The organism is Phytohabitans kaempferiae (assembly GCF_042433955.1).
Lineage (GTDB): Bacteria > Actinomycetota > Actinomycetes > Mycobacteriales > Micromonosporaceae > Phytohabitans > Phytohabitans kaempferiae.
The window spans coordinates 1-23,855 of record NZ_JBHLUH010000028.1 but is presented as its reverse complement, the minus strand read 5'-3'; the positions used below and the strand labels follow the sequence as shown (position 1 = coordinate 23,855).

The window sequence follows — 23,855 nt, the reverse complement described above, 5'->3', positions numbered from 1 at the left end:
CCCTTACGAAACACGCCCTAGCCGAGGACGGCCCAGACGACCTTGCCGTCCTCGTACTGGGCGCAGCCCCACCGGGACGACACCGCCTCCAGGAGCATCAGGCCGCGCCCGCCGTACGAGCTGGAGGCCGGCGTTCGCGGGCGGGGCGGCTCGGGCGACCGGTCGCGTACGGCGATGAGCAGCTCGTCCCGCCGCAGGGTGACGCGCACGCTCAGCGGGGTGCGCGCGTGGATGACGGCGTTGTTGACCAGTTCGCTCACCGCGATGTGCGCGGTCTCGGCCAGGTCTTCGCGATGCCACCGGGCGCAGGCGGCGCTCACCAGATCGCGGGCCAGCCGGGCGGCCTCGACCTCCGGCTCAAGCTCCAGGCTGATCCAGCGGTCGGGCATCGGTGTCGCTGCGTCGGTTGTCATGATGGGTACCTGACCCTTTGGTACCCCTGATCGGGCGACCCATGCTCCCGCCCGCACCGCGACTTCGCGGAAATGGCGTGGTCTACCGCCGGGCGGCTGGTAATGCGTGGGGGAGGCGCACCGGGCGGCCGCGGGCCGCCCGGGCGACCTGGTGGTGGTGCTGCGGCTCGGCGTAGCGGGTCATGCCGATCACCGCCGCCAGCGTGACCAGGAAGCCCACCATCGCCAGCCACTCCCGGCCGGGCCAGATCCGGTCGCCGAGGAAGAGCAGGCCGATGAGGGCGGCGGGCACCGCACCAGCGGCGTCCATCGCGGCGACGGCGGCGGTGGTGGAGCCGCGCTGCATCGCCAGCCCGAGCAGCAGTTGGCCGACCACCGTGTGCGCGAGCAGCAGGTGCAGCAGCGGATGCGTGAGGAGCGCCTCGGCGGAGTGCACCGCGGCGAGCGGGCGGGCCGCGACCGCCGCGCTGGCGAAGGCCAGGCCGGCGAGTGAGCCGAGCGCGACCGAGCCAGGTACGCCGTGCAGCCGGACCGCGAAGAAGCCCAACACGCCGATCAGCGCGAGTGCGATCACCAGGGCGGCGAGCCCGAGCGTGCCGATGCGGCGGGAGGGCGCGGGCTCGGCGGCGAGCACGAGCGCGCCGATGCCGGCGAAGAGGAGCACCAGCAGCGCGACCTCGGCGGCCGGCAGGCGCCACTTGAGGATCAGCACGCCGAGTATGGCGGTCACGCCGAGGCCGGCCGCCACGCTCGCCTGTACGAGGAAGAGCGGCAGGTCGCGCCGGGCCAGGAAGGCGAGCAGGAAACCGAGGCCCTGGCAGGCGAGGCCGACGAGGTAGCAGCGGTGGCTCGCGAGGCGGATCAGCAGCCCGGGGTCGAACGTGTGGTGGACCGTGGTGCGGGCGGCCGCCATCGACTGGAGGAGGTTGGCTACGCCGTACGCCAAGATCATTGCGACGAGGAAACACCAACCGCCAGTGGATGCCACCCGGCGATGCTAGCGGTCCCGTCCAGCCCGTGCGGCCAAGGCTCGCGCCGGTCCGCCCGTCAGAGCGCCTCGATGCCCGGGGCGGAGAGACGTTCGAGCAGGTCGGCGTGGAGCTTGCGATTTGTGGCCACCGCACTGCCGCCGGCCGGTCCGGGACGCCCGTCCAGATCGGTGAACGAACCGCCCGCCTCGGTCACGATCGGTACGAGCGCGGCGACGTCCCACAGGGAGAGCTCCGGCTCGACCATCGCGTCGAGCGCGCCTTCGGCCAGCAGCATGTAGCCGTAGAAGTCGCCGTACGCCCGGTTGCGCCATGTCTGCCGGAGGATGCTGAGCATTGCGCCGAGCCGGCCGGTCTCCTCCCAGCCCATGAGGTCGGAGTAGCAGAAGCTCGCGTCGGCGAGGCGGCTCACGCCCGACACCTTGATCGGTGTGGCGGCGGCGGTGTGCCGTCCCGCGTACGCCCCGTGCCCCGTCGCCGCCCACCACCGCCGCCCCAGCGCCGGCGCCGAGACCAGCCCCACCACCGGCTGGTCGCCCTCCATCAGCGCGATCAGCGTCGCCCACACGGGTACGCCGCGGATGAAGTTCTTCGTGCCGTCGATCGGGTCGATCACCCACTGCCGCGTGCCCGGCCCGGCCGCCGCCTCGGTCACGCCGTACTCCTCGCCGAGCACCGCGTCCCGCGGCCGGGTGCGGGCGAGCGTGGCGCGCAGGGCACGCTCCACCGCCGTGTCCGCGTCGGAGACCGGCGTGAGGTCCGGCTTTGACTCCACATGGAGGTCGAGCGCCCGAAACCGCGCGGAGGAGATCGAGTCCGCGGTGTCGGCGAGCACGTGGGCGAGGGCGAGATCGTCGGCGTACCGGGCCATGGCGGGAAACGTAGCTGATCGGGGCGACCCGCACGCGATAGCGTCCCCGTTATGAGACCGGATGCGCTGTGTGGATTGCTCGCCGAGCCTGACCGGCTCACCACCTTCGCCGCGGTGGTGCTGGGGGCGTCCACCCCGTCCGAGGTGGCCACGCGCACGGGTCAGGCGGCCCGCGAGGTCGCCGTCGCGCTCCGCCGGCTGGAGCAGGGCGGCCTCGTGACCATCGCCGGCGGGCGGATCGTGGCCGAGACCAACGTCTTCAAGGAGGCGGTACGCGAGCACGCGCCGCCGCCGGCCGCCGAGGAGGATCTCGACCCCGACCGGGCTAAGGCGGCGGTCCTGCGGGTCTTCATCCGCGACGGGCGGATCGTGCGGATGCCGGCCGCCCGGGGCAAGCGCCGGGTCATCCTCGAGCACGTCGCCGCCGCGTTCGAGCCGGGCATGCGCTATCCGGAGCGGGCCGTCGACGCGGTCCTCCGCGCCTGGCACGACGACCACGCCGCGCTGCGCCGCTACCTCGTCGACGAGGGGCTGATGTCGCGCGAGGACGGCGTCTACTGGCGCACGGGCGGCTACGTCGAGGTCTGAGCTTCGGGGTCCGGCTCGCCTGTTCGAGAGGCCAGCAGCCGGCGGTACGAGCGGAGCCGCCGCTCGTCCGCGTGTCCCGCCGCGACCCAGGCGTCCAGCGCGCACTCCGGGTCGCCGGCGGTGTGCTCGCAGCCCGGCGGGCAGTCGACCGTCGCCTCCACCAGGTCGGGAAAGCCGTGCAGCAGGCTCTCCGCGGAGACGTGGGCGAGGCCGAAGCTGCGTACCCCCGGGGTGTCGATGATCCAGCTCGGCTTGCCGGCCGGAAGCTGGAGCGCGACGGCGCTGGTCGAGGTGTGCCGCCCCTTGCCCACCGCGCTGACCGCGCCGACCGCCCGGTCGGCGTCCGGCACGAGGCGGTTGACGAGCGTGGACTTGCCCACGCCGGAGTGGCCGACCAGCACCGAGACCCGGCCGGTGAGCGCGGCGCGCAGGTCGTCGGGATCGATGTCCGGCCGGCAGAGCACGTGCGGCAGGTCGAGCTCGGCGTAGTAGCCGAGCACGGCGTCGGGCGCGGCGAGGTCGGCCTTGGTGAGGCAGAGCAGCGGGTCGATGTCGGCGTCGTACGCGGCGACGAGGCACCGGTCGATGAAGCCGGTGCGCGGCGGCGGGTCGGCGAGCGAGCTGACGATCACCAACTGGTCGGCGTTGGCCACCACGACTCGCTCGAGTCGTCCCTCGGAGGTGGTGTCGTCGTCATCCGCGGTGCGCCGTAGCACCGAGGTGCGCTCGGCGATCCGCACGATGCGGGCGAGCGCGCCCGGTGTGCCCGAGGTGTCGCCGACCAGCGCGACCCGGTCGCCCACCACCACCGACTTGCGACCCAGCTCGCGGGCCCGCATCGCGGTGACGCCCAGGTCGCCGACCTGGCAGGTGTAGCGCCCTCGGTCGACCGCGACCACGAAGCCCTCGACCGCGTCGGCGTGCTTCGGGCGCGTGCGGGTGCGCGGGCGCGAGGAACGGGACGGGCGGACCCGTACGTCGTCCTCGTCGTACTCCCGCCGCTTTCCCGTCAGGACCCCTCCCCGAAGCTCGCTAGTGCCCGGCCACCATTGCTGACCATAGCGCCGGGAACTCGGGCAGGGTCTTCGACGTGCATGCCACGTCGTCGACCTGGATGCCGGGGACGGCGAGGCCGATGACCGCCGCGGCGTGGGCGAGCCGGTGGTCGTCGTACGTCTGGAAGGGCGCGCCGCGCAGCGGGCGCGGGCGGATCTCGAGCCCGTCGTGGCTCTCGGTCACGTCGGCGCCGAGCGCCTTGAGCTCGCGGGCGAGCGCGGCGACGCGGTCGGTCTCGTGGCCGCGGATGTGCGCGACGCCGCGCAGGCGGGACGGCGAGTCGGCGAGCGCGGCCAGCGCGGCGAGCACCGGGGTCAGCTCGCTGACGTCGGCGAGGTCGGCGTCGAGCCCGTGCACCGCGCCGGTGCCGCGCACGGTCAGCCCCTCGGTGCCGAGGGAGACCTCGCCGCCCATCTCGTTGAACAGGGTGCGGAGCCGGTCGACCGGCTGGGAGCTGGTGCGCGGCCAGCCGAGGAGCGTCACCTCACCACCGGTGACCAGCGCGGCGGCGAAGAACGGCGCGGCGCCGGAGAGGTCGGGCTCGATGACCCAGGCGCGCCCGGAGAGCCGGCCGGGCTGCACCGCCCACACGTCGGGCGTGGTGTCGTCGACCGCGCCGCCGGCGGCGCGCAGCATCATCGCGGTCATCCGCAGGTGCGGGGCGGAGGGCACGGGCGGGCCGGAGTGGCGCACCACGATGCCCCGCTCGAACGCCGCGCCGGTCAGCAGCAGCCCGGAGACGAACTGGCTGGACGCGGAGGCGTCGATCTCCACCTCGCCACCGGCGACCCGCCCGGTGCCGTGCACGGCCAGCGGGAGCCCGGCGGCCTCGGAGGAGTCGATCCGGATGCCGATCGAGCGCAGCGCGCCCACCAGCGGGCCGAGGGGCCGCTGCCGGGCGCGGGGGTCGCCGTCGAACGTGACCGTGCCGGTCGCCAGCCCGGCCACCGGCGGCACGAAGCGCATGACCGTGCCGGCGAGCCCGACGTCGATGTGCGCCGGCCCGGCCAGCGGATTGGGGCGGATTACCCAGCGGTCGTCGTCGAGCGTGGACACCTGGGACCCCATGGCGCGGAGCCCAGCCGCCATCAGCTCGGTGTCGCGGGCGCGCAGCGGGCGGCGGAGCGTCGAGGGTCCGTCGGCGATCGCGCTGAGCACGAGCGCCCGCGCGGTCATGGACTTGGAGCCGGGCAGCCGCACAGTGGTGGCGACCGGCTCCTTGGCGGTCGGCGGGGTCCACGGGACGGGGGCGCGGGTCGAGGTCATGGTGGCCACTCGTACAGTCTGCCGTCCGCCGCCGACGATGCGTGATCGCCGATCCGACTTCTCCCGAGTGTCGAGACGGGCGCGGCACCGGCGGGCGTCCGCCACCGCCCGAGACGCGTAGCGTGGGCAGCATGTGCGGCCGGTACGCGACCACCCGCAGCGCGGCGGATCTCAGCGCGCTCTTCGAGGCGTACGACGACACCGGCGGGAGCCTCGTGCCCGACTACAACGTCGCGCCCACCGATCCGGTGCCGATCGTGCGGATGTCCAGGTCACGTGGGGAGCGCGTGCTCGCCGCCGCGCGGTGGGGCCTCGTCCCGACCTGGGCCAAGGACGCCAAGGGCGCGGCCCGGATGATCAACGCGCGAGCCGAGACGGTGGCCACCACGAGCGCGTACGCGTCGCCGTTCGTCAAGCGCCGGTGCCTGGTGCCGGCCGACGGCTGGTACGAGTGGCTGCGCGGCCCCGACGGGCGCAAACAGCCGTACTTCATGACGCCCGCGGGCGGCGGTGTGCTCGCGATGGCGGGGCTGTGGTCGCCGTGGGCGGAGGGGCTGACGTTCAGCGTGGTGACCACCGCGGCGATCGGCGACCTGGCGCTCGTACACGACCGGATGCCGCTGCTGCTTCCCTGGCAGCGATGGGCCGACTGGCTGGCCGGCGGCGGCGAGCCCGAGGAGCTGCTGACCGCGCCGAGCGACGAGTTTCTGGCCGGGCTGGAGATCCGTCCGGTCGGTCCGGCGGTTGGCGATGTCCGCAACGACGGCCCGCATCTGGTCGAGCGGGTCCCCGGCGGCACACTCGCCGGACCCCCGGAAGAGCCGGTCGAGTTGACGTTATTTTGATCGTTAGTGTTTCTGTTTCGTTTCTGGTTCTTCTGACACACCGTGACTAGCAATCACACCGAGCGATAGCGCACGGGAGCGCTCCCATCACACTGCGTGTCGTTTGCCGGTATTCGTGGTGAATAGATGATTGGCCTTTCGGTCAGGATCTATGCAACCCCTTGAATTGCAAGGCGCAAATGCGATAGAACACAGCGCCGGCAGAGGTGTCGATTCGCACTGGGCGGACGGCAATGACCATTACTTCGCCGGTCCCACGGGGGAGGTGGGTGGATGACACGGGCGCGGATGCCACGCCCGCACGAGGTTGCCGCCGCACGGCGCGACCCGAGACTGCTTCGGGCGCTGAGCGAGCGGCAGCTGGATGATGCGTGGCGCACGCGAGGCGTGTGCCAGAGTGTGGACCCCGAGACGTTCTTCCCGGCTCCCAGCGAGCCGGCCGACGCCGCGGTGGCCCTCTGCCGCACGTGCGACGTCCAGGGGGCATGCCTCGCCTGGGCGCTCGAGGTGGGCGACTGTCACGGCGTCTGGGGCGCCACCACCCCGCGCGAGCGCCGGGCGATGCTCGTCGCGTGGCGGGGCCAGGTGCAGCGCGACGGCGAGGCGATGGAGGGGGCGGGCCCGCCGGTCCGCGACCAGCTCCTGACCTTGGTGCCGGTAAATACACGCTGACCGTTCCGGTGTGCGTCACGATGGGCTGGTGCCTGAGAGCAGCCGCGAGATCGTCACGCCCCGCGGGTCGGCCCTGGTCGACCTGACCCCGGCGTCCGGCCGAGCCAAGAGCCTGCTCGTGCTCGGCCACGGTGCCGGAGGTGGCGTCGACGCGCCCGATCTCGTCGCGCTCCGCGACGCCGCGTCCGCCGCCGGCGTCACCGTCGCCCGGGTCACGCAGCCCTACCGCGTGGCCGGCCGCCGCGCGCCCGCGCCGGCGCCGCAGCTCGACGAGGCGTGGACCTCGGTCGTACGCGAACTGCTCACCACGTCCCGCCGCACGCCGCTCGTGGTCGGTGGCCGGTCGAGCGGCGCCCGGGTCGCCTGCCGCACCGCGGCCGACCTCGGTGCGGCGGCGGTCGTGTGCCTCGCCTTCCCACTCCATCCGCCGGGCAAGCCGGAGCGCTCCCGGCAGGCAGAGCTGGCCTCCGGCGTATCGACGCTCGTGCTCAACGGCGACCGTGACCCGTTCGGCGTCCCAGCCGGCGACCGGCACACCCTGATCGTGGTACGGCCAGGTGAGGGGCACGATCTCCGGCGTGATCCCGCCGGCACCGCCCGCCTCGTCGTCGACTGGCTGCGCGAGCGGAATCTCGCCCGCTGACGCCTCTGACCTGCGCCGCGGGGAATGCGCCCCTCCGGGTACGTGTTCTAGACCCCGGAAGCACAAGCTGCGGAAGGGGCAGATCCGGTGCAAACCAGTACGCGACCCTCTGAGCGGGAAAACGCCGAGGTCGCGCGGGTGAGGCAGCTGCTGGACGGGCCGGAGTGGCTCGCGGCGAACCCAGCGGCAGGTGGGCCTTCCTCGGGCGCCGACCAGGCGTTCCGCGTATCCTCGGCGGGACAGTCGAGGGGGGACGTTCGGTTGACCCGACCGGAGAGGACCGATGAGCGCAGGGCGCGCTTCGAGCGCGACGCCCTGCCGTTCGTCGACCAGCTGTACGCCGCCGGCCTGCGCATGACGCGCAATCCAGCGGACGCCGAGGACCTGGTCCAGGAGACCTTCCTCAAGGCGTTCGCGGCCTTCCATCAGTTTGAGGAGGGCACCAACCTCAAGGCATGGCTGTACCGCATTCTCACCAATACGTACATCAACTCGTACCGGCGGCGGCAGCGCCAGCCGATCCAGGCCCCGACCGAGGAGATCACCGACTGGCAGCTCGCCGAGGCGGAGTCCCACACGTCGAGCGGTCTGAAGTCGGCGGAGACCGAGGCGCTCGAGCGGCTGCCGGACAGCGACGTCAAGGACGCTCTCCAGCAGCTGCCGGAGGAGTTCCGGCTCGCGGTCTACCTCGCCGACGTCGAGGGTTTCTCCTACAAGGAGATCGCCGACATCATGGGCACGCCGATCGGCACCGTGATGTCGCGGCTGCACCGTGGCCGGCGTAACCTGCGCAAGTTGCTGGAGCGCTACGCTGCCGAGCGGGGCTTCAATCGGAGCCCGTCGCCCGACACCGCAGCAGCTGGCCAGGAGGTGTGACAGACCGTGAGTTGCGGTGAACCACACGAAACCGACTGTCGTGATGTGCTCGCGGAGGTCTACCTCTACCTCGATCTGGAGTGCACCGACGAGCGGCGCAACCTGATCCGCACCCACCTCGACGAGTGCTCGCCGTGCCTCCGGGAGTACGGCATCGAGCAGGAGGTGAAGGCCCTGGTCGCGCGCTGCTGCGGTGACGAGCGGGCGCCCACCGAGCTGCGTGACCGCCTGCGCGTCCGGCTCAGTGAGCTTGTGTTCGAGGCCGACTCCCGGGAGTATTTGCCCGACTAGCCGCCGCGTTTCCTGGAGTTCCCCCTTGCCCAAAGACCAGTTGCGCCGTCTGGTGCGACTGCCCGAGGCGGTGTTCGCCGGCCTGCTGGCGGTCTTCGTGGCCGTCCGGATCTTCATCTGCGTCCGAGGCGAGGTCTTCACCTCGTACGACACGTTCTCGTACGCGTACCGCGACGACCCGGCCTTCGACCGCGGGCCGCTGGTTTCGCTGACCGGCAACGCCCCGCGCCTGTGGGGCGTGCCGCTCTTCTACGCGATCTTCCCGAATGACCAGGCGCGGGCGGTGGCGCAGTGGGCGGTGGGCACCATCGCCTGGGCGCTGCTCGCCTGGGCGCTCTGGACTTGCCTGCGCACGCTCGTGGCCCGCTGCGTGGCGGTCGCGGCCGTGCTGGCGGTCGCGCTGCTGCCGCAGGTGGCCAACTGGGACTTCGCGATCCTCTCCGAGTCGCTCTCCATCTCGCTCGGCGTGCTCACGCTGGCGCTGATGCTGCTCTGGGCCCGTACCCGATCGGTCTGGCTCCTGGCGGGGGCGACCGCGACGGCGGTCTGGTGGACCTTCGTCCGGACCGATGTGCGGGTCTTCGTGGTCTTCCTGATCCTCGCCCTGGCGATCGTCGCGTGGCGCCGCCCGGCCCGCCGCCGGCAGGCCATCGTCGCGGCCGGCGCGCTGGTGCTCGCGACCATCTGGTGTACGGCGATCACGCCGGTCGTCGATCGCACGTACACCGGCTGGAGCGCCACGCCCGAGGTGCGGCACGAGGAGGGGCTGATGCTCTTCCGGCTGCGGCTGCACGTGCTGCCCGACCCCGAGGTGAAGGCGATCTTCCAGCGCGAGTTCGGCATGCCCTCGTGCCCCGGCATGGAGGAGATCGCCGCCGGCCCGGCGTGGGAGACGGCGAAGTTCGCGGCGGCGTACGAGCAGTGCCCCGAGTTCAAGGCGTGGGGCGAGCGCAACGCGCCCGACGTGTGGCAGCGGTACGCACTCGCGGAGCCCGGTGTCTTCGGCCGGCAACTGCGCGAGGTGGTGCGGCTCTCGGTGGCGGGCTCCGACTACGCCAAGACCGAGCGCGTGGTGCCGATGACGGTGGAGAAGCTGGTCTTCCCGCCCCGGAGCTGGGCCCTGAAGGCACTCGCGGCCGCGATGGTGGTCATGGTCGCGGGTCTGGCCGTCGCCGCGCGGCGACGGCCGGATCTGGCGCTGGCCGGGGCGGTCGTGGCGGTCGCCTCGGGCGTGAGCCTGCTGGCCGGGATCTGGTTCGGCGCGGGGGAGTACTGGCGCTTCGGCATCCAGGAGGCGATCGGCCTGCGCGTGGCCGTGCTGATCGCCGTGGTGGCCGCGCTCGACGCGCTGCTGGCCGCCCGGCTCAAGGCCCCCGCAAATGCCGAAGGCGCCCCGGAAGCGGTCGAGCAGACGACCTCCGGAGCGCCCTGACCAGCGCCTAGGAGTTTGGGCGCTTGCCGTGGTTGGCCGAGCTCTTCTTACGGGCCTTCTTCTTGCGAGCCTTCTTAGCCATGCGGGCCTCCCAGACGTGTGCGGAGCTAGCGGATGCCGCCTGTGCACCGCCAGCGGGGCATTGCCGCGGCGGCGGAGTCGACGTACATCACGGATCCTAACCGGGCATGATTTGATACCGACGCACCTACACTCACTCCGCTCACGAGGGAGGCCCACCGATGGCCGAGGAGATCCGCGCCGAGATGGTGGCGAACGTCTGGAAGGTCGTCGCGTCGGCCGGTGACACGGTCGCCGAGGGAGACACCCTGGTCATCCTGGAGTCCATGAAGATGGAGATCCCGGTGCTGGCGGAGGGCGGCGGTACGGTACGGCAGCTCGCGGTCAACGAGGGCGACGTCGTCCAGGAGGGCGACCTCATCGCGGTGATCGAATGAGCGAGCGAGTCATCGGGCCGGGGGCGGGCGTTCGGGTCCGCGCCGCCCGCCCCGACGACCACGACGCGATCGCACGGGTGAGCGTCGCGGCCTACGAGGCGGACGGCCAGCTCAAGGACGAGGTGTCCTACGCCGCGACGCTGGCCGACGTGGCCTCGCGGGCCGTCGACGGCGAGATCTACGTGGCGGTCGACGAGGGCGACGCGGTGCTGGGCGCGGTGACGTTCGTGCTGCCCGGCTCGACGTACGCGGAGCTGTCCGGGCCGGGCGAGGCGGAGTTTCGGATGCTCGCGGTCGATCCGGTCGCGCAGGGGCGGGGCGTCGGCGAGGCGCTCGCCCGAGCCTGCGTACGCCGCGCGGTCGAGCTGGAGTGCACCGCGGTGGTCATCTGCACGCGCGACTTCGCGGCGCCGGCCCAGCGCCTCTACGCGCGGCTGGGCTTCGTGCGCCAGCCGCAGCTCGACTGGTCGCCGATGCCGGGCGTGGATCTGCTGGGCCTGCGGCTGGAGCTCTAAAGCCCTTCGGGCTCCAGCGCGTCTGGGCCCGTCCACGCCCGACATGGCCTGCCGGGTCCCAGCGACTTCCGTGTCACAACCTCGCGTGGGAATCGCGATCTAGAAAGCTTGCACGGTCGGGGTTGCGCTCAGCACGCTCGCGCCTGCCTGTGTTGCCGCGCCGCCCCGGGCCTCGTCGCTTCGAACGGGGCTTTGTCGGGGTCATAGCCCCTCGCGGCCGGTTTGAAAGGGCTATGTCCCCGACATAGCCCGCGCACCCGACGGGTCCGGCGTGGCTGGCCCAGCGGACCCGACATGCACGGCGCGAGCCGCGCATCCGGCGCCCGTCCCGGTGTTGGGCGCACCGGTGCGCCCAGCTCGACAGCTTCCCCAACACGCCACACCAGGTCCGAACGCGGCCCAGCCACGAGACCACCTCGACGCCGAAATCTCTCCTAGACGACCTACGGCGCCATCGGCGCAACAAACTCGGCTAGATCGCGAATCCCCTCATTCGGCGCTGGCGTCGTCGATCTTGTCGAGCAGTTCGTAGGCGATTTTGAGGCCGATCGCGCGGCGCTGCTCGTTGGTGATGTCGGGGTCGCGGATCGCGAACCAGGTGCTGTGCACCGAGAAGAGCGAGAGGGCGGCGCGCACCTGTGCCTCGTGTGAGGTCTCCGGGCGGGCGAGCAGGTTGGCGAGGCGGATCATGCGCTTGCGCATCTCCACACCGGACGAGAGGCTCTTGATCGCTGTCTGGTTCTGCTCGAAGAAGCGCATGACGGAGTGCCGGTCGGTGCCGAAGAGCTCGTCGGCGTAGCGCGCCACGAGAGTGCGGCGGGTCTCGGCGGTCGGCGGCTCGGACTCGGCCCACTCGATCAGCCCGTCCATGATCCCGATGCGATCCTCGACGAAGCTGTTGGCGATCTCGTCTTTGCTCTTGAAGTGGTAGTAGAGCGCCGCCTTGGTCACGCCGAGGCGCTCGGCGATCTCCCGCAGCGAGGTCTTCTCGTAGCCCTCCTCGGTGAAGAGCTCCAGCGCCACGGCCTGAATGCGCGACCGTGTGTCGCCTGTGCTCTCGCTCACCTTCATCACCTTACCCAGCAACTTACTTGACGACCGGTTAGTGGTGAGCTTACCGTACGGCAAGTAAGGACGCTACCAGGGGGAGGCGTGACATGACCGTCACAGATCAGCCCGCGGCCGCCCAGCCCAAGATCCGAGTCGTGCTGGTCGGTCTGATGATCGCGATGATGCTCGCGATGCTCGACAACATGATCGTCAGTACATCGCTGCCGATCATCGTGCGCGAGTTCGACGGGCTCGACCACTTCACGTGGGTCGTCACCGCGTACGTGCTGGGCACCACCGTCTCCACGCCCCTCTGGGGAAAGCTTGGCGACCTGTACGGGCGCAAGTCGGTCTTCCTCACCTCGATCGTGGTGTTCCTGGTCGGCTCGGCCCTCTCCGGCATGGCGGGCTCCAGCATGCTGGGCGGTCCGGCGGACGGCATGTTCCAGCTCATCGGCTTCCGGGCGGTGCAGGGGCTCGGCGCGGGCGGTCTGATCGTCGGCGTGATGGCGATCATCGGTGACCTGGTGCCGCCCCGCGAGCGGGGTCGCTACCAGGGCATGATGGCCGGCGTCATGGCGGTCGCGATGGTGGCCGGCCCGCTGCTCGGCGGCTTCATCGCGGACCACCTGTCGTGGCGGTGGGCGTTCTACATCAACCTGCCGCTGGGTGGCATCGCGCTGCTCGTACTGATCACGCAGATGCACCTGCCGAAGTACCGCACCGAGCACAAGATCGACTGGCTGGGCGCCGGTCTGCTCTCCGTGGGCATCACCGCGCTGGTGCTGATCACCACGTGGGGCGGCAACGAGTACGCCTGGACCTCCCCGCAGATCTTCGGCCTGATCGCGCTCGCCGTGGTGTCGCTGGCCATCTTCGCGCTGGTCGAGCGGCGTGCGGCCGAGCCGATCCTGCCGCTTGGCCTGTTCAAGAACCGCAACTTCGCGCTCATCTCGGCGGTCGGCTTCCTGCTCGGCTTCGCCATGTTCGGCGCGATGAACTTCCTGCCGATCTTCCAGCAGTACGTGCAGGGCGCCTCCGCCACCGGCAGCGGCCTGCTCCTGCTGCCGCTCATGTTCGGCATGCTGATCGTGTCGATCCTGAGCGGCCGGGCGATCACCCGCACCGGGCGCTACCGTGTCTACCCGATCATCGGCGGCGCCATCATGACCGTCGGCATGGTGCTGCTGACCCTGCTCGACGCGCACACCAGCCGCTTCGAACTCGGGGCGTACCTGGTGGTGCTCGGCGTCGGCATGGGCTTCCTGATGCAGACCTCGATGCTGATCGCGCAGAACAGCGTCGAGCAGCGCGACCTGGGCGCGGCGAGCGGCGCGGCGACGTTCTTCCGGTCGATCGGTGGCTCGTTCGGCATCTCGCTCTTCGGCGCGGTCTTCGCCACTCGCTTCCAGCACGAGCTCACCGACAAGCTGGGCGCGCAGGCGGCCGACCAGTTCAGCGGCGGTGGCGGTGCCGGCACCTTCGACCCGGCGGTGCTGGCCGGCCTGCCCGCCGCCGCCCGCGACGGCCTGCTGGCGAGCCTGGCCGACTCGATCGCGGGGGTCTTCTGGTGGGCGGTCGCGTTCGCGGTACTGGTGCCGGTGCTGGCCTGGTTCGTGAAGGAGATCCCGCTGCGCGGCTCCAACGAGGTCAGCCCCAAGGCCACGCCCGAGGAGCAGGCCGAACGCGCGCTGGCCGACGCGCCCGCGGTGCCGTAACGCCTGCCACCTCCGTCGAAGGGCGCCCTCCGTTGGGCGCCCTTCGCCGTACACGCGTAACGAGGGCTCAGCCGGATCGGCGCCTGCGCCGCCGCCTCTTGAGGGGAGCGGAGTCGAGCCGGCCGGAAGGGGAAACCGGGGCGTGACGGTACGCGCGCTCGTGCGCGATGCGTTGTGGTTGAGCGGGATTGCGTGCAAGAATGAGCACCGATCGAGCAGGTTCGCGCACGGTATGCGGGAGGACATCGTGGGGACGCCGGGAGCGGGCATGGCCGCGGACATCGCGGAGCAGCCGGAGGTCTACGCGCGCCTGCTCGAGCCGGAGCACGCCGACCCCATCGCGCGGGCGGCGGCCGCCATCGCGGAGCGGCGACCGCGGCACGTGGTGCTCACCGCGCGGGGGACCTCCGACCACGCGGCGCTCTACGGGGCGTACCTCGCCGAGATCCGCCTCGGTCTCCCCGCCGGGCTCGCCTCGCCCAGCGCGGTCACCGTCTACGGCGCGCGGCCGGATCTGTCGCAGGCGCTGGTCATCGGTGTCAGTCAGAGCGGCGGGTCGCCCGACCTGACCGAAGTGGTGCGGGTCGCGCGCGAGTCGGGGGCGCTGACGCTCGCGATCACCAACAACCCCGATTCGCCCCTCGCGGCTGCCGCCGAGCTTTCGGTGGACGTGGCGGCGGGGCACGAGCGGGCGGTGGCGGCAACAAAGACGTACACGGCTGAGCTTCTGGCCCTGCTCCTGCTCGTCGAGAGCGTGCGCGCGGGCGGCGGCCGGCCACCGGCGGAGCTCGCGGCGCTTCCCGATCTCGCGTCGGCGGTGCTGGCCGACCTCGCGCCGGAGACCGTCGCGGGCCGCTACCGGTTCGCCGCGCGCCTGGTCACGACCGGCCGGGGGTACGCGTACGCGACCGCCCGCGAGGCCGCCCTCAAGCTCATGGAGACGTCGTACCTGCCGGCGCTCGCCTTCTCCGGTGCCGATCTGCTGCACGGGCCGCTGGCGATGACCGACCCGGACGTGCCGGTGCTGGCGGTGGTGGGGTCGGGGCCGGGCGGCGCGGCGATGGGCGACGTGCTGGCGCGGCTGCGCGAGCGCAAGGCGGACGTGCTCACGGTGGGGGCGCGCGGCGAGCTGGCGGTGCCCGACGTGGACGAGCGGCTCGCGCCGCTGCTCGACATCCTGCCCCTCCAGCGGCTGGCGCTCGCGCTCGCGCTGGCCCGGGGCGAGGATCCCGACGCGCCACGGGGCCTCAAGAAGGTCACCTCGACGCTGTGACCGCCCCGCGCGGGCCATCGCCGCGGAGCTACAAGACCCGGCGGATAGGCCCTAGAGTGGCGCTGTGTCCACGCTGCGCGATCTGGTCGAAGAGCACACCTCGCTGGGCTCGGGCGACATCGACCACCTGCACCGGCTCGCCGGCGACTGGCAGTTGCTCTCCGACCTCTCCTTCGCCGACCTGCTGCTGTGGGTCCCGGTCGACGGGCACGAGTCTTTTCTGTGCGTGGCCCAGGTGCGGCCGACGACCGCGCCCACGGCCTACCAGGACGACCAGGTCGGCCGCACGGTCGGCGGGCCCGAGGTGGCGCACCTGACGATCGCCTACCGGCAGGGGCGGATCTGGCGTGAGGGCGACCCGGTCTGGTACGGGGACACGCCCGCCCGCCACGAGGCGATCCCGGTGCGGCTGCGCGACGCCGACGGTGAGCCCGGCGGGGTGATCGCGGTCGTGGGGCGGGACACCAACCTCTCCACCGCGCGTACGCCGAGCCAGCTCGAACTCAACTACCTCACCACGGCCGACGACCTGGCGCAGATGATGGCCGACGGCACCTTTCCGCCGATCAGCCACCGCATCGAGACCACCTCCGCCCCGCGCGTGGGCGACGGGCTGATCCGGCTGGACGCGAGCGGCAAGGTGACGTACGCGAGCCCCAACGCGCAGTCCGCGTTCCGCCGGTTGGGCTTCGCCTCCCACCTGGTGGGCGAGGATCTCGCCGCGCTCGCCGCCCGGCTGGCCGACGACCCGCTGGAGGGCACCGACGCCTCGGCCCGCATCCTGGCCGCGCTCGGTGGCGAGGCGCCGTCGCGCAAGGAGATCGAGGCGCGTGGTGCCACGGTGCTGACCCGGGCGCTGCCGCTGATGCCGGCGGGCGTGCCGATCGGCGCGCTGGTGCTCGCGCGTGACGTGACCGAGGTGCGCCGCCGCGACCGGGCGCTGGTCACCAAAGACGCCACCATCCGCGAGATCCACCACCGGGTGAAGAACAACCTCCAGACCGTCGCCGCGCTGCTCCGCCTCCAGGCCCGGCGCGTGGAGACGCCGTCGGCCAAGGCGGCGCTGGAGGAGTCGGTGCGACGGGTCGCCTCGATCGCGCTCGTACACGAGACGCTCTCGATGTCGAGCGACGAGGCGGTGGAGTTCGACGGGATCGTCGACCGGGTCGCCGCGGCCGCCGCCGAGGTGGGTACGACGGCGTCCAAGGTGGCGATGCGGCGCAAGGGCACGTTCGGAGTGCTGCCCGCCGAGATGGCCACCTCGCTGGTGATGGTGCTCAACGAGCTGCTGATCAACGCGGTCGAGCACGGCTTCCCGGAGATCGACGGCGTGGGCGCGGTCGGCGAGGTGGTGGTCTCCTCCCACCGCCAGCGCAAGGAGCTGCACGTGACGGTCGCCGACAACGGTCGGGGGCTGCCGCAGGAGTTCGACGCCGAGCAGGCCGGGCGGCTGGGGCTCCAGATCGTGCGCGCGCTGGTGACCGGCGAGCTGAGTGGCACGATCGAGCTGCGGCCCAGGCCAGAGGGAGGCACCGAGGCGGTCCTCGTGCTCCCTCTGACCAAGCGCTGACCCGGCGTCAGCCTCCGGTGGTGAGGCCCTCGAGCGCCTTCGCGAAGTCGAAGACCTCGGCGGCCGGCGGCGCATCGATGGTGGCCGGCTTGCCGTAGTCGGTGTAGTCGACGGTGACCTCGCTGGCGGTACCCGTGACGACGTGCACTCGGCGCGGCTGGTACTGCTCGTCCACCCAGAGGTCGGTCTTGACTTCCTTGACGCCCTGCTTGGTCAGCTCCTCCTCGGCGCTCTTGCGCAGTTCGGCGTCGAGCTGGCCGAGGTAGGTGGAGAGCGGGTTGGTGACGGTGTAGTGGACGGTCTGCACGCCGTTTACGGTCTCCTCGCCGACCACGGTGACCGACTCGGCGGCGAGCAGCGTCTTGACCTGGCGCACCGGGTCGATGTCATCCATCTGATCGGCGAACGCCGACCCCGCCTGCCCACCCGCGGCGGCCAGGTCCATCTTCATCCAGCGCTTGCCCTCCATCTCCGCGCGCTCGGCCTCTGGGACCTCGATGTAGATGACCGTGCCGATGATCCGCATCTTGGTGGCCGCGTCCGGGGCGGAGGAGCTCTTGACAGAGATCTCCGCCTTGGGGTCGTCGCCGAACACCAGGACACCTTCACCCTGGAACGTCTCGCTGCCGGCCTTGCCGTCCATCTTCATGGTCACGGTGTTGGCCTTCGTGGCGCTGTCCACGGCCTTCTGCAACGAACCCTTGGCGTCGCTGACCAGCCGCGTGAGGATGCTTTCCTCCTTGGGCCCGGCCGGTGCGGCGGGATCCGAGCCGCCGCATGCGGCCAGAGCGACCAGCGAAGCCGAGGCGGCCGCCAAAATGGCGGATTTTTTCCAAAGTGACACGGTTCTCCCCGTCATTGCTTGAATCCGGTAAGGCGCCGCGCATGCTACCGCCCGTCCGCAATGACTTTGCTCGGGGCGGCCACTGGACGGGGATCGCCAGCGACTACCGCTTGTTGCCTAGGTGTTACAAACCACACTCCCGGCATCTGGGCCGCTGGTTGGCGGGCCGTGGTGGCTGTGAGAGGCTAACCAGCGTGACCGTTGCTGAGCGCCGTGCCGTGTCGCTGGGATTGACCTCCCGGCGCCACGTTGACTACGGCCGCGTGCGCAGCGCCATGTGTCGGGCCCACTGACGTCGCCCGATCAGTTCTGTTTCCGGGCGCGTAGAGAGCGCCGGCCCTCTTTGATCTTGCCGTAGCCTCGCGCGTCCATCCTGACGAAGACACACGGAGGACGCCGAGGATGGCGGTCACAAGCTCGGAAGGCCGGCCGGCCGCACGCCCGCGCAAGGCGCGTGGCGAAGGGCAGTGGGCGCTGGGGCACCGCGAGCCGCTCAACCCCAACGAGCGCACCAAGAAGGACGACAACCCGCTCAACGTCCGCGCCCGGATCGAAAACATCTACGCGCACCGCGGTTTCGACTCGATCGACCCGCAGGACCTGCGCGGGCGGTTCCGCTGGTGGGGGCTCTACACCCAGCGCAAGCCCGGGATCGACGGCGGTCGCACAGCCGTCCTCGAGCCGCACGAGCTCGACGACGAATACTTCATGTTGCGGGTCCGCGTCGACGGCGGCGCGCTCGACCTCGACCAGCTGCGCACGATCGCCGGCATCTCGCAGGAGTTCGCGCGCGACACGGCCGACATCACCGACCGGCAAAACATCCAGCTCCACTGGATCCGGGTCGAAGACATGCCGGAGATCTGGCGCCGGCTGGAGGCGGTGGGGCTGGAGACCACCGAGGCGTGCGGCGACTGCCCGCGCGTGGTGCTGGGCAGCCCGGTGGCCGGCATCTCGGCCGACGAGAAGCTCGACGCCACGCCCGCGATCGACGCGATCGTGAAGCGTTTCGTGGGCGACCCGCAGTTCTCCAACCTGCCGCGCAAGTTCAAGTCGTCGATCTCGTGGCTGGCCGACATGCCGTACGAGGTCAACGACATCTCGTTCCTCGGCGTCGACCACCCGGAGTACGGTCCGGGCTTCGACCTCTGGGTCGGCGGCGGCCTCTCGACCAACCCCATGCTGGCCCAGCGCCTCGGCGTGTGGGTCCCGCTCGACGAGGTGCCCGAGGTGTGGGCCGGCGTGGTGAGCATCTTCCGCGACTACGGCTACCGCCGGCTGCGCCACCGCGCGCGGCTCAAGTTCCTGGTGGCCGACTGGGGCGTGGAGCGGTTCCGCGAGGTGCTGGAGAAGGAGTACCTCGGTCGTACGCTGCTCGACGGTCCCGCGCCGCGGCTGCCGGAGAAGCCGATCGACCACATCGGCGTGCACCAGCAGGCCGACGGCCGCTTCTATGTCGGTGCCGCCCCCGTGGTGGGGCGCACGTCCGGCACGCAGCTCGCGCAGCTCGCCGACCTCGTCGAGGGGCACGGCAGCGGGCGGGTGCGGCTCACGCCGTACCAGAAACTGCTGGTGCTCGACGTGGCGCAAGAGCGCGTCGACTCGCTGGTGGCCGCGCTGCGCGGGATCGGTCTGGAGGCCAATCCGTCGACCTGGCGGCGGGGCACGATGGCCTGCACCGGCATCGAGTTCTGCAAGCTGGCGATCGTCGAGACCAAGCGGCGCGGCGAGGAGCTCGTCGCCCGCCTCGAAGAGCGCCTCGGCGAGATGGACGCCGACATCAGCATCCACATCAACGGCTGCCCCAACGCCTGCGCCCGCACGCAGACCGCCGACATCGGGCTCAAGGGCCAGATCGTGATGGGTCCGGACGGGACGCAGGTGGAGGGCTTCCAGGTCCACCTCGGCGGCGGCCTCGGCATGGCCGAGGGCCAGAAGGCCGGTTTCGGGCGCAAGCTGCGCGGTCTCAAGACCACCGCGGACGAGCTTCCGGAGTACGTCGAACGCCTGGCCCGCCGCTACCTGGACAGCCGCACCGAAGGCGAGGCGTTCGCCAGTTGGGTCATGCGGGTCGAGGAGGAGGCACTCCGATGAGCGAGTCGCGCGCCGCACCTCTGTACTGCCCCTACTGCGGGGAGGAAGACCTGCGCCCGTCCGAGGAGGGGCACGGCACCTGGGAGTGCCGCGGCTGCGCGCGGGCGTTCACTGTCAAGTTCGTCGGACTGGTGCGCAAGGCGGTGTCCCGGTGAGCGCGCCGGTCGACTCCGCCAGCGGAGGGAAGACGGCGCCGCCGGCGCCGCGTCAGCGATCGTACGGGGAGGCATCGTGAACGGCACCGCGCTGGGGCTGGTGACCCTCGGAGGTACCACCAAGGCTGGCGGGCGCGAGCCCGAGGAGCTGCGCCGGCTCGCCGAGGAGGCGGGCCGCGAGCTGGAGGGGGCACCGGCCGAAGAGATCGCCCGGTGGGCGGCGGAGACGTTCGGCGAGCGGTTCTGCGTGACCAGCTCGATGGCCGACGCGGTGCTGGCGCACCTCGTGTCCCGCGTGGCGCCCGGCGTCGACGTGGTCTTCCTCGACACCGGCCTGCACTTCCCCGAGACGCTCAAGGTGCGCGACACCGTCGCCGCCACGATGCCGGTCAACGTGCGGTCGATCCGGCCCCGGCTGACGGTGGGACAGCAGGACGGGGAGTACGGCCCGCGCCTGTTCAACAAGAGTCCCGACGACTGCTGCTTCCTGCGCAAGGTGGAGCCGCTGGAGCGGGCGCTCGCCGACTACGACGCGTGGGCCGCCGGCCTGCGCCGCGACGAGTCGCCGACCCGCGCCAACACGCCGGTGGTCGCCTTCGACCCCAGGCGCGGCAAGGTCAAGGTCAACCCGATCGCGGCGTGGAGCCAGGCCGACGTCGACGCGTACATCTCCCGGTGGAACGTGCCGGTCAACGAGCTTTTCAAGAAGGGGTACACCTCGATCGGCTGCTGGCCGTGCACGCGGCGTACCAAGGCCGGCGAAGACCCGCGGGCCGGCCGGTGGGCGATGTTCGAGAAGACCGAGTGCGGCCTGCACACATGACCCCGCTGCTCCTGGTTGCCCACGGCAGCCGCGATCCGCGGGCGGCCCGGGCGACCAGGGCGCTCGTACGCGCGGTGGCCGCGGCGCGCCCTGGCCTCGACGTGCGCGCCGCCTACCTCGACCACACGCTGCCCCGCCCCGGGCAGGTGCTGAGCGCGCTGGAGGCGGCCGGCCACGAGCGGGTGACGCTGGTGCCGCTGCTGCTCACGGCGGCCTATCACGGGCGGGTGGACGTACCCGAAGTGGTGCGCACCGCCCGCGCGGCCGGCCTGCGGCTGCCGGTGGCGGTCGCGCCCGTGCTCGGCCCGGTGACCGGTGCGCCGGTCGACGAGGCGCTGCTCGCGGGCCTGCGGCGGCGGCTGGCGGCGGCCGGCTCCGGCTTCGACGGCGTGGTGCTGGCGGCCGCGGGCACACGCGACGCGACCGCGCGGCAGACCGTGGTGCGGGCCGCCGACGCGCTCGGCGAGTCGCTGGGCGTGCCGGCCCGGGTCGCGTACGCCTCGGCCGCCGCACCGACCGGCGCCGAGGCGGTGGCCCAGCTCCGGGCGTCCGGGGCGGAGCGGATCGGGGTGGCGGCGTACTTCCTCGCGCCCGGGCTGCTCTACGACGCGGTGATCGGGTCGGCTCTCGAAGCGGGCGCGATGGCGGCAGCCCAGCCCTTGGAGGGCGCGGCCGAGCTGGCGCGGCTCGTGCTGGCCCGGGCGGACGAGGTGTCGTCGTCGCTGGCGGCGGTCGCGGCCTGACGCGCTTGCCTTCCGGGGATGGGTTCGGCCCCTCGGTGTGCGCTTCTTCGCCACGGCTCGACTCTGGCTTGGGCTTGCGCCGATCGGTTGAGGCCCGCCGGTTTGTCAGGGCCGCGTCCTACGAAGGGCTGGCTTCTGCCGGCGGCAGTAATGGCTGACGCGGTATCAGGGCGCCGCGGATGGGCTCCTCATCCACAAGAGGGACGCCCCGACCACGCCTCGGAGCGTCGTTCTCGCAGCCGCGGGATGGTGTCGGGGGCATCCTGCGTGCGGCGTGGGCCGGCCCAGGTCGCGGGCTGTCCGGGGTGACCGGGGGGCATCCCGGGCACAGCGGTCCTGGGCCGGGCCACGCGTGGCATCGCTGGTCGTGCCGGTGCGGGGCGGGGCTGCCACGGCGTTGCGTGGTTTGGGGCTCGGCCGAGTGCACCACGGCCCCGCGGAGCACCGGGGAAAGCGAGTCGAGCATTGTGCGGGCAAGCAAAACGCCCCGGTTGGCCTGGAGCCCGGGGCGTTGATGCTGTGAGTGTGGTGCGGTTTTGTCAGGCGGAGTGAGCGCGGACCCGCAGGCCGCCGCGACGCTTGACAGCGCGCCGCTCTTCTTCGCTCATCCCGCCCCAGACGCCGGCGTCCTGACCGGAGTCGAGGGCCCACTGGAGGCACTCGTCGGTCACGGAGCAGCGCCGGCAGACGGCCTTGGCCTGCTCGACTTGCAGGAGCGCCGGGCCGGACGTCCCAATCGGGAAGAACAGCTCGGGGTCCTCGTCGCGGCAGACAGCATGGTGGCGCCAGTCCATGGCGGCAACACTCCTCGTTCTGGATCGATGGCAGTAAATGCGGTGGAACTCTATATGCGTCCGCGGTGCCGATCGCGACTTTGCGCATTCATCCGATCAGCAGCGCGTTAGCAGGCTTTGGGACCGGTCGAGCTGCGTGTTCGTGCCACACGGCGGGCATGTCCGCGCAACTTCCCGGTAACTCGTTTCGCTTGTGAATACTTTCACGAACTCCCGCGATGTCAAGGGGGACGCTCGGAAAAAATCCGAGCGCGTGAGCAAGCCCACAACCCCTTTGTCCGGGTTTTGACCTTGCGTCAGCACCCGGCATGCGACAGTCACTAGTCAATGTAGTACAGTCCCCGCCGCATTGCCGACATTTCCGGCGTACTCGGTCGGGTGAGTGAGCCTGCGCTGGGCAGACGGCACCCCTCAGCAGATTACGCGCAGTGCGCCCGGCACGCTCGTGAAACGAACCTTTTCCCGCTCGCCGAGGTAGTCGCCATCCAGCTGGAACGCCTGTGGATGCTCCGTGAGCAGGGAAAACTCCGAAACGTCGTGCAGCCGAACGACCTGTGAGCCGTGCGACTCGCGATTGCGGGACAGCAGTTGGGTTACTGTGCGTGTTGTGCTATGTACGCGGAGTCGACGAAGGGCGAGTACGTCAAGACCCAATTCGAAGGAGGCGCCCGGGTTGGGGTTGATCGCCCGGTCGCCGATGAAGGTCCAGGGCGCGGTGTTCTGGATGATGACCGTCGATAGCTCGCTCGCGGTCTGCTCGCCCGGCCGCTCCAGCCTGATCGTGGGGTGCCGCCGGTCCATTGCGGTGAAGAACTGGCCGACGACCGCTCGCATGTAGAGCGCCGGAGTGGAGGTGCGCCCGCGCAGCCGCGCCTGCTCGACCCGCCGCACCACCGAGGCGTCGAGCCCCAGTCCCGCGCAGAAGGTGAAGTATCGGTCGTCGGCGCGCCCGAGGCTGATGGTGCGGGAACGGCCGGCGCGCAGCGCCTCCAGGATCACGCTCGCGCCCTCGGCCCAGCCCTTGGGGAGCCCGAGCGCGCGGGCGAAGACGTTCGTCGAACCGCCGGGGACCACGGCCAGCGCGGGGCGTGTCTCGGCGGCCGGGGCGCCCGCCATCAGGCCGTTGACCGTCTCGTTGATCGTGCCGTCGCCGCCCAGCGTGAAGAGCACGTCGACCCCTGTCGCGGCCGCCTCCCGGGCGAGGGCGGCGGCGTGACCGCGGCGGCGCGTGCGCTCCACCGTCAGGTCGAACTCGCTGCGGAGGGCCCGCACGAGTACGTCCTGCGCGCGCTCGCTGGTGGTGGTCGCCTTGGGGTTAACGACCAGTAACGCCCGCATGGGCGGGACTGTACCCGCTGGCGAGTATCGTGTGCGCGTGATCCAGGACTCCCCGGCGCTGCCCAGCACGCTGCGCTGGGCCGTGTGGCTGTTGATCGGAGAGGCGGCCGCGGTCGCGCTCGTCGCCGCCTATCTGGTGTACGAAGACCTGACCGGCACCGCCAACGACATGGTGGTGGCACTCATGGTGACCGGGTTCGCGATCGCCGGCGCCGCCCTGCTCTTCGTACTGGCGCGGGCACTCTCCCGCCGCCGGGCAGGCGCCCGCGGACCGGCCATCGTGCTCCAGTTGATGTTGCTGCCGATCGGCTACTTCATGATCCAGGGCGGGCTGGCGTGGGCCGGCATCCCGATCATCGCGATCGCGGTCACGGTGGGCGGGCTGCTGGTCGCCCCGGCAAGCACCAAGGCGCTGGGCCTGAGCTGACCGGGGGCGGCCATTGGCGGCCGTGCTGTCTCGGCGTTTCCGGTCGGTGGCGGAGCTGACTCGAAAATCGGTGAGTGAGTGGGCAGGCGGCAGCGCCCGGCGTAGCGCAGC

Annotated in this window: 27 protein-coding genes; 17 read left to right on the top strand and 10 right to left on the bottom strand. The window is 71.6% G+C overall.

Features of this window, described 5'->3' with window-relative positions:
• Window positions 1–17: 17 nt before the first annotated feature.
• From ACFFIA_RS16570 to hisN, 3 genes are all read right to left on the bottom strand, one after another.
• Window positions 18–413, bottom strand: coding sequence for an ATP-binding protein (locus tag ACFFIA_RS16570; protein WP_377251845.1), 396 nt, complete (start codon window positions 411–413; stop codon window positions 18–20).
• An 82-nt stretch (window positions 414–495) separates the two neighbouring features.
• A complete protein-coding gene (locus ACFFIA_RS16565) occupies window positions 496–1,365 on the bottom strand; it encodes a hypothetical protein (RefSeq protein WP_377251843.1) in 870 nt (289 codons plus the stop codon).
• Window positions 1,366–1,460: 95 nt separating this feature from the next.
• Window positions 1,461–2,273 carry a histidinol-phosphatase gene (hisN, locus tag ACFFIA_RS16560; RefSeq protein ID WP_377251841.1) on the bottom strand — a complete coding sequence of 271 codons (813 nt, stop codon included), beginning with the start codon at window positions 2,271–2,273 and terminating at the stop codon, window positions 1,461–1,463.
• Window positions 2,274–2,324: 51 nt separating this feature from the next.
• On the opposite strand from hisN, the gene ACFFIA_RS16555 reads away from it, so the two are divergent.
• A complete protein-coding gene (locus ACFFIA_RS16555) occupies window positions 2,325–2,861 on the top strand; it encodes a DUF2087 domain-containing protein (RefSeq protein WP_377251839.1) in 537 nt (178 codons plus the stop codon).
• Here the strand turns inward: ACFFIA_RS16555 and rsgA are convergent.
• Window positions 2,846–3,760: a ribosome small subunit-dependent GTPase A gene (rsgA, locus tag ACFFIA_RS16550; protein ID WP_377251837.1), complete on the bottom strand. Its 915-nt coding sequence runs from the start codon at window positions 3,758–3,760 to the stop codon at window positions 2,846–2,848. The two genes, ACFFIA_RS16555 and rsgA, sit on opposite strands and share 16 nt — an antisense overlap.
• Before the next feature lie 133 nt (window positions 3,761–3,893).
• Complete coding sequence (gene aroA / locus ACFFIA_RS16545; protein WP_377251889.1) at window positions 3,894–5,183, bottom strand: 3-phosphoshikimate 1-carboxyvinyltransferase; 1,290 nt, start codon at window positions 5,181–5,183, stop codon at window positions 3,894–3,896.
• A gap of 131 nt (window positions 5,184–5,314) precedes the next feature.
• Here aroA and ACFFIA_RS16540 point away from each other — a divergent pair, with 131 nt between their 5' ends.
• The 6 genes from ACFFIA_RS16540 to ACFFIA_RS16515 all read left to right on the top strand — a co-directional run bounded on the left by ACFFIA_RS16540 (window position 5,315) and on the right by ACFFIA_RS16515 (window position 9,942).
• A complete protein-coding gene (locus ACFFIA_RS16540) occupies window positions 5,315–6,028 on the top strand; it encodes an SOS response-associated peptidase (protein WP_377251835.1) in 714 nt (237 codons plus the stop codon).
• 273 nt (window positions 6,029–6,301) lie between these two features.
• A complete protein-coding gene (locus tag ACFFIA_RS16535) occupies window positions 6,302–6,700 on the top strand; it encodes a WhiB family transcriptional regulator (RefSeq protein ID WP_377251833.1) in 399 nt (132 codons plus the stop codon).
• Window positions 6,701–6,728: 28 nt separating this feature from the next.
• Window positions 6,729–7,343: an alpha/beta hydrolase family protein gene (locus tag ACFFIA_RS16530; RefSeq protein WP_377251831.1), complete on the top strand. Its 615-nt coding sequence runs from the start codon at window positions 6,729–6,731 to the stop codon at window positions 7,341–7,343.
• Between the two features lie 87 nt (window positions 7,344–7,430).
• Window positions 7,431–8,219 carry a sigma-70 family RNA polymerase sigma factor gene (locus tag ACFFIA_RS16525; protein WP_377251829.1) on the top strand — a complete coding sequence of 263 codons (789 nt, stop codon included), beginning with the start codon at window positions 7,431–7,433 and terminating at the stop codon, window positions 8,217–8,219.
• Between the two features lie 6 nt (window positions 8,220–8,225).
• The gene (rsrA, locus tag ACFFIA_RS16520) at window positions 8,226–8,510 is read left to right on the top strand and encodes a mycothiol system anti-sigma-R factor (RefSeq protein WP_377251827.1); all 285 of its coding nucleotides are present in this window, start codon (window positions 8,226–8,228) and stop codon (window positions 8,508–8,510) included.
• Window positions 8,511–8,535: 25 nt separating this feature from the next.
• Window positions 8,536–9,942 carry a hypothetical protein gene (locus ACFFIA_RS16515; protein WP_377251825.1) on the top strand — a complete coding sequence of 469 codons (1,407 nt, stop codon included), beginning with the start codon at window positions 8,536–8,538 and terminating at the stop codon, window positions 9,940–9,942.
• A gap of 7 nt (window positions 9,943–9,949) precedes the next feature.
• Here the strand turns inward: ACFFIA_RS16515 and ACFFIA_RS16510 are convergent, their stop codons facing one another.
• Window positions 9,950–10,024, bottom strand: a complete 75-nt coding sequence (locus ACFFIA_RS16510; RefSeq protein ID WP_369752275.1) for a 50S ribosomal protein bL37 — start codon at window positions 10,022–10,024, stop codon at window positions 9,950–9,952.
• 160 nt (window positions 10,025–10,184) lie between these two features.
• Here ACFFIA_RS16510 and ACFFIA_RS16505 point away from each other — a divergent pair, with 160 nt between their 5' ends.
• Together ACFFIA_RS16505 and ACFFIA_RS16500 are read left to right on the top strand one after the other, a co-directional pair.
• The gene (locus ACFFIA_RS16505) at window positions 10,185–10,400 is read left to right on the top strand and encodes a biotin/lipoyl-binding carrier protein (protein ID WP_377251823.1); all 216 of its coding nucleotides are present in this window, start codon (window positions 10,185–10,187) and stop codon (window positions 10,398–10,400) included.
• A complete protein-coding gene (locus ACFFIA_RS16500; RefSeq protein WP_377251821.1) occupies window positions 10,397–10,915 on the top strand; it encodes a GNAT family N-acetyltransferase in 519 nt (172 codons plus the stop codon). The genes ACFFIA_RS16505 and ACFFIA_RS16500 overlap by 4 nt, the downstream gene beginning before the upstream one ends.
• A gap of 489 nt (window positions 10,916–11,404) precedes the next feature.
• Here the strand turns inward: ACFFIA_RS16500 and ACFFIA_RS16495 are convergent, their stop codons facing one another.
• A complete protein-coding gene (locus ACFFIA_RS16495) occupies window positions 11,405–11,986 on the bottom strand; it encodes a TetR/AcrR family transcriptional regulator (protein WP_377251819.1) in 582 nt (193 codons plus the stop codon).
• An 86-nt stretch (window positions 11,987–12,072) separates the two neighbouring features.
• Here ACFFIA_RS16495 and ACFFIA_RS16490 point away from each other — a divergent pair, with 86 nt between their 5' ends.
• The 3 genes from ACFFIA_RS16490 (at window position 12,073) to ACFFIA_RS16480 (ending at window position 16,526) form a co-directional block, all read left to right on the top strand.
• Entirely contained in the window at window positions 12,073–13,683 is a 1,611-nt protein-coding gene (locus tag ACFFIA_RS16490; protein ID WP_377251817.1) for an MDR family MFS transporter, read from the top strand.
• A 268-nt stretch (window positions 13,684–13,951) separates the two neighbouring features.
• The gene (locus ACFFIA_RS16485) at window positions 13,952–14,956 is read left to right on the top strand and encodes an SIS domain-containing protein (RefSeq protein ID WP_377251815.1); all 1,005 of its coding nucleotides are present in this window, start codon (window positions 13,952–13,954) and stop codon (window positions 14,954–14,956) included.
• 64 nt (window positions 14,957–15,020) lie between these two features.
• The gene (locus ACFFIA_RS16480) at window positions 15,021–16,526 is read left to right on the top strand and encodes a histidine kinase N-terminal domain-containing protein (RefSeq protein WP_377251813.1); all 1,506 of its coding nucleotides are present in this window, start codon (window positions 15,021–15,023) and stop codon (window positions 16,524–16,526) included.
• Window positions 16,527–16,533: 7 nt separating this feature from the next.
• On the opposite strand, the gene ACFFIA_RS16475 is transcribed toward ACFFIA_RS16480, so the two are convergent.
• Window positions 16,534–17,370: an SCO4651 family lipoprotein gene (locus ACFFIA_RS16475; RefSeq protein ID WP_377251811.1), complete on the bottom strand. Its 837-nt coding sequence runs from the start codon at window positions 17,368–17,370 to the stop codon at window positions 16,534–16,536.
• A gap of 402 nt (window positions 17,371–17,772) precedes the next feature.
• Between ACFFIA_RS16475 and ACFFIA_RS16470 the strand changes: the two genes are divergently transcribed.
• From ACFFIA_RS16470 to ACFFIA_RS16455, 4 genes are all read left to right on the top strand, one after another.
• Window positions 17,773–19,464: a nitrite/sulfite reductase gene (locus ACFFIA_RS16470; RefSeq protein WP_377251809.1), complete on the top strand. Its 1,692-nt coding sequence runs from the start codon at window positions 17,773–17,775 to the stop codon at window positions 19,462–19,464.
• Window positions 19,461–19,619 carry a hypothetical protein gene (locus tag ACFFIA_RS16465; RefSeq protein ID WP_377251807.1) on the top strand — a complete coding sequence of 53 codons (159 nt, stop codon included), beginning with the start codon at window positions 19,461–19,463 and terminating at the stop codon, window positions 19,617–19,619. Before ACFFIA_RS16470 ends, ACFFIA_RS16465 begins: the two co-directional genes overlap by 4 nt.
• A gap of 73 nt (window positions 19,620–19,692) precedes the next feature.
• On the top strand, window positions 19,693–20,442 hold the full coding sequence (locus tag ACFFIA_RS16460; RefSeq protein ID WP_377251887.1) for a phosphoadenylyl-sulfate reductase: 750 nt from the start codon (window positions 19,693–19,695) through the stop codon (window positions 20,440–20,442).
• Window positions 20,424–21,185: a sirohydrochlorin chelatase gene (locus ACFFIA_RS16455; protein WP_377251805.1), complete on the top strand. Its 762-nt coding sequence runs from the start codon at window positions 20,424–20,426 to the stop codon at window positions 21,183–21,185. The genes ACFFIA_RS16460 and ACFFIA_RS16455 overlap by 19 nt, the downstream gene beginning before the upstream one ends.
• A 539-nt stretch (window positions 21,186–21,724) precedes the next feature.
• Here ACFFIA_RS16455 and ACFFIA_RS16450 read toward each other — a convergent pair.
• Together ACFFIA_RS16450 and ACFFIA_RS16445 are read right to left on the bottom strand one after the other, a co-directional pair.
• Window positions 21,725–21,979, bottom strand: a complete 255-nt coding sequence (locus ACFFIA_RS16450) for a WhiB family transcriptional regulator (RefSeq protein WP_173041450.1) — start codon at window positions 21,977–21,979, stop codon at window positions 21,725–21,727.
• Window positions 21,980–22,390: 411 nt separating this feature from the next.
• Entirely contained in the window at window positions 22,391–23,317 is a 927-nt protein-coding gene (locus ACFFIA_RS16445; RefSeq protein ID WP_377251803.1) for a diacylglycerol/lipid kinase family protein, read from the bottom strand.
• Between ACFFIA_RS16445 and ACFFIA_RS16440 the strand changes: the two genes are divergently transcribed.
• A complete protein-coding gene (locus ACFFIA_RS16440) occupies window positions 23,316–23,744 on the top strand; it encodes a hypothetical protein (RefSeq protein ID WP_377251801.1) in 429 nt (142 codons plus the stop codon). The genes ACFFIA_RS16445 and ACFFIA_RS16440 overlap by 2 nt on opposite strands.
• Window positions 23,745–23,855: the final 111 nt, after the last annotated feature.